Raw genomic sequence first — 7960 nt, 5'->3', positions numbered from 1 at the left:
TGTTGTAGAATTTTGAGGAACAAATATTGAAAAAACCCCTTTCCGATTGGAAAGGGGTTTCTCAACATTATACATTTACAGTTTGTGATACACTCAAATCTAATCCATAAGTATCTGGTTTACTCGTATACTGTACTCCACCGACAATTGTAAGTACTACTGCAACTGCTAAAACTCCAGCTAATGCTTTTTTCATTTTTCATCCTCCTTATGACTTTCTAACATTTCAATAACTAGCTTATAATAGTGATTACTTTGTTCAAAGTTCAGTGATTTAGAAAAGTATTCCGCAAGCTCCACATATACTTTCTTCAGTTCTATTTTATTACCTGCTGATTTATAAAACGGAATAGCTTCTAATTCCAAAAATTGTTTATACTCTCGTGCCTCTTCAAAATACTTATTTCGAAGCATAAGCAGTAAATATAATTTTGTATTAAATCTCTCTTCACGTTTGGCAGCGACAATACCTTTATCAATCCATTCTCTCGCTTCTTCAAACTGTTCTAATTTAATACAAGCTAATGCCATTTCATATAATGTGTCTATATAATTTAAATCTATTTGTTTTTGAAGTTGTAAACTCTCTAAATAATAATCTTTCGCTTGATTATATTTTTTCTTTTTATAATATATATTCCCAATATTACTTAAAGTAATAGCCATTAAAACATCTTTATCCGCAAAAGCCTCTGATTCCCTCAGTATGCTCTTATACATTTCTAAAGCTTCTTCATATTGCCCTTGTTCCGCATAACTTAATGCAATAAGAATTTGACAGTTTATCACGTTCCGAAATTTATACTCATTTCTAAATGCCTCTAGTGCAATATTCGCAAAGTGCAACGTAAGATGCTGGATTTCCAAATGACTATAAGTAAGAGCGATATTATAATAAATTCCTGTCTCATGATACCCTAGCTCTTTTGCCATAATTTCTGTCTCTAATAAATGACTTAATCCCTGTTTCCACTTATATTGTAAACAGCATAATAATCCTTTACTATACGTATACAACAACTTCTGAAAAGGCGAGAATTTCTTATATGCCTTCTTAAGCTGCTCTAATTCTTCTGCGATTACCGGCAAGTCTCTTTTCATCAGTAAATAACGTATATTAAGTAGTTTATAATAATTTATAATTTCAAAATCTAAAACGTGTTGCATATCTTCTTGCAATTCATTATAGATGCGCTCAACTTGTGCCTTTTCCAAACGGATTAATGCATTTAACCATTCATCGAGCTTCCCCTTCACATCTTCTTCTACATCTCTCAAATCCGTCACGGCAATTTCTAACCTTGTGCAGAGCAATTGTAGAATTTCTTCTGATGCTTCGATCTTTCCATTTTCGATTTTACTTAAGTATGAGACAGAACAAATGCCCTGACATAATTCTTCTTGTGTCATTTTTTGCTGTAGCCGTTTATAAAAGACTTGTTTGCCTATTTTTTCTAATGTTTGTTGCATTGTCCTCCTCCATTCTCATTACCCCCATTACTCTAATAATACATAAAATCTTGAGAAATATAAATTGATAAATGTTAATTTTCTAAAAAATATGCAATATTTCATTTTTTTCTTTCTTGACTATACTTTCATATCCATTCTTTGCTACGAGCGATGAAAAATTGGTATACTATAACCAAATTATGGAGGTGTTTTCGCGATGACTTATTATAAAGACGATAGCTATGCCTTACATACAGATTTATATCAAATTAATATGGCTTATACATATTGGAAAGATGGTATTCATAATCGCCGCTCGGTGTTTGATTTATACTTTCGAAAGCTTCCATTCGAGAACGGTTATGCTGTTTTTGCTGGCCTTGAAAAGATTGTAGAGTACATAGAAAACTTCAGCTTTACCGAAAGCGATATCGCTTATTTATCAGAATTACAATTTGAAGAAGAATTCCTTCAGTATTTACAAAATATGAAATTCACTGGGACCATTCGAAGTATGCAAGAAGGTGAAGTTGTATTTAATAACGAGCCTTTATTACGTGTGGATGCACCGCTCGGCGAAGCACAAATTATTGAAACTGCCCTGTTAAACATTGTGAATTACCAAACATTAATTGCAACAAAAGCTGCTCGTATGAAGCACGCTGCAAATAATGATGAACTTTTAGAGTTTGGTACAAGACGTGCTCACGAGTTTGACGCTGCTCTTTGGGGCACACGTGCTGCCTTTATTGGTGGGTTTTCGTCTACGAGTAACGTTCGTGCTGGAAAACGCTTCGGGATACCTGTAGCCGGCACACACGCTCACTCTTTCGTTCAAGCGTATCGCGATGAATATGTCGCGTTTAAGAAATACGCTGAAACTCATAAAAAATGCGTCTTTCTCGTTGATACATACGACACTTTAAAATCAGGTGTTCCAAATGCGATTCGCGTCGCGAAAGAGTTTGGAGATCGTATCGATTTTTATGGCATTCGCCTTGATAGTGGTGATATGGCTTATTTATCTAAAAAAGCAAGAAAACTACTAGATGAAGCTGGGTTTACACATACAAAAATTATTGCTTCTAGCGATTTAGACGAATACACAATTATGCATTTGAAATCTCAAGGAGCAAAAATTGATGTATGGGGTGTTGGAACAAAATTAATTACATCCTTTGAGCAACCGGCATTAGGGGCTGTTTATAAACTCGTGGCGATTGAAGATACGGATGGAAAGTTAAATGATACAATTAAAATTTCATCTAACCCTGAAAAAATTACGACTCCAGGACTGAAACGAATTTATCGTATTATCAATCGAGTTAATGATCATGCAGAAGGCGATTATATTGCATTAGATTCTGAAGAACCTGGAAAAGAAGAACGCTTAAAAATGTTTCACCCTGTTCACACGTATATAAGTAAATTTGTAACAAACTTTGAAGCTCGCGAACTGCATAAAGACATTTTCGTTAACGGCGAAAGAACATATGAACTACCAGGTATATTAGATATTCAAAAATATAATGAACAGAGTCTCGCACTATTTTGGGAAGAGTATATGCGAACTTTAAATCCCGAAGAGTACCCTGTTGATTTAAGTCAAGAATGTTGGGATCATAAAATGAATTACATTCAAACTGTTCGAGAACAAGTTGAAAAAAATATACAAAAATAAAGTGAAACTTTAATCAGTGGGTTTTTTCTTCATCCCCCACTGATTATTAGCCCTCACCAATCGGACTTTAATGGGCAGCCCGCCCCCCACCTAAATTCTTTGCTTTCGCTAAATTTTGAGATAGGGGTCTTACTGCCCATTAAAGCGGGATAAAACAGAGAAGCTTCTCCTTCTCTGTTTTTTCAATACGATATATACCTTTGTGGAAAATATATTAAAATAATAAGACAAATATTTTATTGAGTCAATTTCAACCAAATAACCTAAAAAAGAGGACGCAGGTTGCGTCCTCTTTTTTATAAATCTTTCACTCGTAGTACACGCATTGCATTTAGCACTGCAAGTAGTGTCACACCAACATCTGAGAAGACAGCTTCCCACATTGTTGCAATACCAAAAGCACCAAGTAATAAAACTAATCCTTTTACCCCTAATGCAAAGATGATATTCTGCCATACAATGCGTCGTGTACGTTTTGCGATGTTTAAGGCTGTTGCAATTTTTGAAGGCTCATCAGTCATAATAACGATGTCTGCTGCCTCAATCGCTGCATCTGATCCTAAACCACCCATCGCAATACCAACATCTGCTCTTGCTAATACCGGTGTGTCATTAATACCATCACCAACGAAAGCAACCTTTTCTTTTCCGTTCTTCGCCGCATCAATTTTTTCGATTTCTTCTACTTTTTGTTGCGGTAATAGTTCTGCATGAACTTCATCTAAACCTAATTCCTTACCGACAGCTTCACCAACTGCTTTTGCATCACCAGTTAACATGACTGTCTTCTTAATACCTAGTTCTTTTAATTTTTGAATTGCTTGTTTTGAATCTTCTTTTACCTCATCAGAGATAACGATATAACCTGCATATTCCCCATCTACAGCAACGTGAACTAATGTACCTACAGTTTCTGGTTGCTTAAATGTAATATTTTCTTTTCTCATTAACTTAGCATTACCTGCAAAAATTTCTTTTCCTTGTACTTTTACGACTGTACCGTGACCAGAAATTTCGTTATAATCATCGATTATTTTTTCATCAATTGATTTTCCATATGCCTTTCGAATCGATTGTGCAATTGGATGATTAGAATACACTTCAGCAAATGCTGCATACTCTAATAATTCTTCATTTGTAATACCTTCGCTTGGTTCCATTTTTGTAACTTTGAAGACGCCTTTTGTTAATGTTCCCGTTTTATCAAAAACAATATATTTCACATCATTTAAAGCTTCTAAATAGTTACTTCCTTTTATTAACACACCACTTTTAGATGCACCACCAATTCCTCCAAAGAATCCAAGAGGAATAGATACAACTAACGCACATGGACAAGAGATTACTAAGAACACTAAAGCTCTATAAATCCATTCTGAGAATGTAGCTCCTTCTAAAATAAGTGGTGGAATAAACGCCATAATCGCTGCTGTAATAACTACAACTGGAGTATAGTAACGCGCGAACTTCGTAATAAAGTTTTCTGTTGGCGCTTTTTTACTGCTTGCATTTTGAACTAAATCTAAAATTTTTGATACAGTTGATTCACCAAATTCTTTTGTAACTTCAATTGTTAATACACCATTTTGGTTCACAAAACCACTTAATACATCATTTCCAACTTCGACTTCACGTGGTACAGATTCACCAGTCAATGCTGAAGTATCTACCATTGATGTTCCTTCAACCACTTTTCCGTCTAATGGTACTTTCTCACCAGGCTTCACGATAATATAATCGCCGATTTGTACATCTTCTGGTGATACTTGTTTCGTTTCATTTCCAACCTTCACATTCGCATAATCAGGACGGATATCCATTAATGAAGTAATTGATTTTCGGGAGCGATTGACCGCAATACTTTGGAATAGTTCCCCCACTTGATAGAATAGCATTACCGCAACAGCTTCTGAATATTGTTGAATCGCAAAAGCTCCTAGTGTTGCAATTGCCATTAAGAAGTTCTCATCGAACACTTGGCCACGAGTTATGTTTCTTACCGCTCTCCAAACGATATCTCCACCTATTAATAAATACGCAACGACGAATAACGGAATTGTGATCATTTGTGGTAAACCAGCTAATGCAGCAATTGCTGTCAAAATTCCGCCGACCACTAATCGTCCTACCATCTTTTTCACATTTGCTTCACCATGGTCGTGACTATGCCCGTGGTCATGGCCACCCTTTTCTTCACGAACCACTTTCACATCTGGTTCTAACTTTTGAACGACATTTGTTATATTTGCTACAGTCGCTTCTAATTCTCTTTTATTCGCTACTTCAACTCGTAATTTCTTTGATACGAAATCAACAGTTGCTGCTGAAACAGTTGGCATTTCTTTCACTTTATTTTCAATCTTCATCGCACAGTTTGCGCAATCTAAACCTTCTAATATGAACACTTCTTTTGCTACTTTTGTATTTTTTTCTTCTTCCACTTTAATGTGCGGTTCTAATTTTGTAACGAGTTGTTTCGCTTCTGTAACAACTTCGCTTTCTTTATTTTGTGCTGTTTCTAAAATCATTGTTTTTGTCGCAAAATTTACAGAGCAAGAATTTACTCCTTCTATATTCCCAACACCTTTTTCAATTTTCATTGCACAGTTCGCACAATCTAAACCTTCTAACATCAGTTTCTTTTTCACTAATGCTTCAGCCATCGTTCTCCCTCCTCGCGTTCTTTTTTATTCTTCCTCGTTTACGTGTTCAAACGCTTGCTCGAAGATATGAATTACGTGCTGGTCAGCTAACGAATAATAAACGACCTTGCCTTCTTTACGATTCTTTACAAGTTTCGCTTGCTTTAACACACGAAGCTGATGTGAAATAGATGATTGTGTCATTCCTAATAAATACGCTAAATCACAAACACACATTTCAGCTTCAAATAATGCATGTAATATTCTCGTACGTGTACGATCACCTAATACTTTAAATAGTTCTGCTACTTTACTTAAACTTTCATCAGTTGGAATTGTTTGTTTTACTTGATCAACAACTTCTTCATGAATTACTGTTTGAGAACATGTCTCTTGTGGTGTTTCCACTTTATTTCCAGCCATTATAGCTCACCTCTTCATTTGAACATATGAACAATCATTCATATATCTTATACTCTTATTATATGAGCGCCTATTCATATGTGTCAATGAAATCTCATACATTTTTTTTGAACGTTTCGTTCACATTTACAAAAGATCTACCCATATTTTCCGCATCCATTACATTCTCATACAAAAAAGATGTACATTTTACACAAAAGAAAAAAGCCTTGCGCGTTCCCTAGACGCACAAGGCTTACTATACTTATATCCCTTTTAATTCAGCTTTTAATTAGCTTGTTCTAAATTATCTTGCGAACTTCCATCGTCTTTTAAATGACTATGTTTTTTCGAATAAACAAAGTATACAACTACTCCAATTGCTAACCAAACACCGAAGTAGATCCATGTTGTTAATGGTAAGTTAAACATTAAGAATAGACAACATGCGATTGAAATAATAGGTAGCGTTGGTACAAGTGGTACCACAAATCCACGTTGTAAATTCGGATGTGTTTTACGAAGAATAATAACCGTCACACCAACCATCGCAAACGTTAACAATGCTCCAATATTCGCTAAATTCGACAATTCTTTTAAATCGACAAATCCAGCAATTAAAGCACTACCAATACCTGTTAACCAAGTTGAGAATACTGGCGCTTCTGTTTTCTTATTAATTTTCGCAAATGATTTTGGTAATAAACCATCACGGCTCATCGCGAAGAATACACGTGTCGTTGCATAAATGTAAGCAAAAATTACAGCCATAATACCAATTACAGCTCCAACTGCGATTACACCCGCTACTTTATCTTGACCTACAACTTCTAACACATATGCCATAGCTTCTGGTACATCTAATTCTTTATAAGAAACCATACCTGTCATAACAAGACAAACTACAACATAAATGATTGTACAAATAATTAACGAAGCAATAATACCAATCGGTAAATCACGTTGCGGATTTTTCACTTCTTCAGCAGAAGTTGCTAATGCATCAAATCCTAAGAAAGCAAAGAATACTGCTGCCCCTCCGGCAAAGACTCCACTAACACCGTACGGCATAAATGGTGTCCAGTTTTCTGGTTGTACGTAAAACGCACCAACCGCAATGAATAAAACAACAATACCAATTTTAATTAATACCATTATGTTATTCACGCGCTTACTTTCTTTCGTACCTCTTGATAGTAACCAAGTTAAAACTAATGTAATGATAATTGCTGGTAAATTCACGATACCACCTTGTGATGGAATCTTTAACAGCTCTGTTGGAATGTGTAATCCAAACCCACTCACTAAGTTATTAAAATAACCTGTCCATCCACCAGCTACTGCGGCAGTTGTTACGACATATACGGATAGTAATGTCCATCCCATTAAGTGGGCAATAAACTCACCAATTGTCGCATATGAGTATGTGTAGACACTACCTGAAACCGGCAGTGTAGATGCAACTTCTGCATAACATAACGCTGCAAATCCACAAACAATCGCTGCAATCATGAATGAAAAAATAACTGCTGGACCAGCATCTCTTGCTGCTACTAATCCTGTTAATACTAGAACTCCTGTACCGATTATCGCACCAATCCCTAGCATTGTTAGGTCGAATGCCCCTAGCGTTTTCGTTAAAGTTTTACTTTTACTTTCCCCTAACAATTGCGTAACGGATTTCTTTTTAAATAGGTTGGCCACGATGTATGCCCCCTTTTGCCAAGAAGAGCTAAGAGATATTCACTCTTAGCTCTTATCATGTTGTTTTATATATTGTTCG

The 7960-nt window shown here is 35.6% G+C and carries 6 protein-coding genes; 1 reads left to right on the top strand and 5 read right to left on the bottom strand.

The genetic code is table 11. The annotated features are described in order from the left end of the window. Nucleotides 1-67 precede the first annotated feature (67 nt). The gene (locus MR113_RS19380; RefSeq protein WP_242256288.1) at nucleotides 68-196 is read right to left on the bottom strand and encodes an NprX family peptide pheromone; all 129 of its coding nucleotides are present in this window, start codon (nucleotides 194-196) and stop codon (nucleotides 68-70) included. Beyond that, nucleotides 193-1470: a tetratricopeptide repeat protein gene (locus tag MR113_RS19375; protein WP_242256283.1), complete on the bottom strand. Its 1278-nt coding sequence runs from the start codon at nucleotides 1468-1470 to the stop codon at nucleotides 193-195. The genes MR113_RS19380 and MR113_RS19375 overlap by 4 nt, the downstream gene beginning before the upstream one ends. 199 nt (nucleotides 1471-1669) lie before the next feature. On the opposite strand from MR113_RS19375, the gene MR113_RS19370 reads away from it, so the two are divergent. Then, nucleotides 1670-3133, top strand: coding sequence for a nicotinate phosphoribosyltransferase (locus tag MR113_RS19370; RefSeq protein WP_242256280.1), 1464 nt, complete (start codon nucleotides 1670-1672; stop codon nucleotides 3131-3133). A 296-nt stretch (nucleotides 3134-3429) separates the two neighbouring features. On the opposite strand, the gene MR113_RS19365 is transcribed toward MR113_RS19370, so the two are convergent. The 3 genes from MR113_RS19365 to MR113_RS19355 all read right to left on the bottom strand — a co-directional run bounded on the left by MR113_RS19365 (nucleotide 3430) and on the right by MR113_RS19355 (nucleotide 7881). Further along, complete coding sequence (locus MR113_RS19365; RefSeq protein ID WP_242256278.1) at nucleotides 3430-5796, bottom strand: heavy metal translocating P-type ATPase; 2367 nt, start codon at nucleotides 5794-5796, stop codon at nucleotides 3430-3432. 24 nt (nucleotides 5797-5820) lie between these two features. Continuing rightward, entirely contained in the window at nucleotides 5821-6198 is a 378-nt protein-coding gene (locus MR113_RS19360; protein ID WP_061676976.1) for an ArsR/SmtB family transcription factor, read from the bottom strand. Nucleotides 6199-6465: 267 nt separating this feature from the next. Next, on the bottom strand, nucleotides 6466-7881 hold the full coding sequence (locus tag MR113_RS19355) for an amino acid permease (RefSeq protein ID WP_242256276.1): 1416 nt from the start codon (nucleotides 7879-7881) through the stop codon (nucleotides 6466-6468). Nucleotides 7882-7960 lie beyond the last annotated feature (79 nt).

Source organism: Bacillus cereus group sp. BfR-BA-01379, assembly GCF_022663605.1.
Taxonomy (GTDB): Bacteria; Bacillota; Bacilli; order Bacillales; family Bacillaceae_G; genus Bacillus_A; species Bacillus_A mobilis.
The sequence above is the reverse complement of the archived record's forward strand: the minus strand, read 5'-3'. Positions and strand labels throughout refer to the sequence as shown.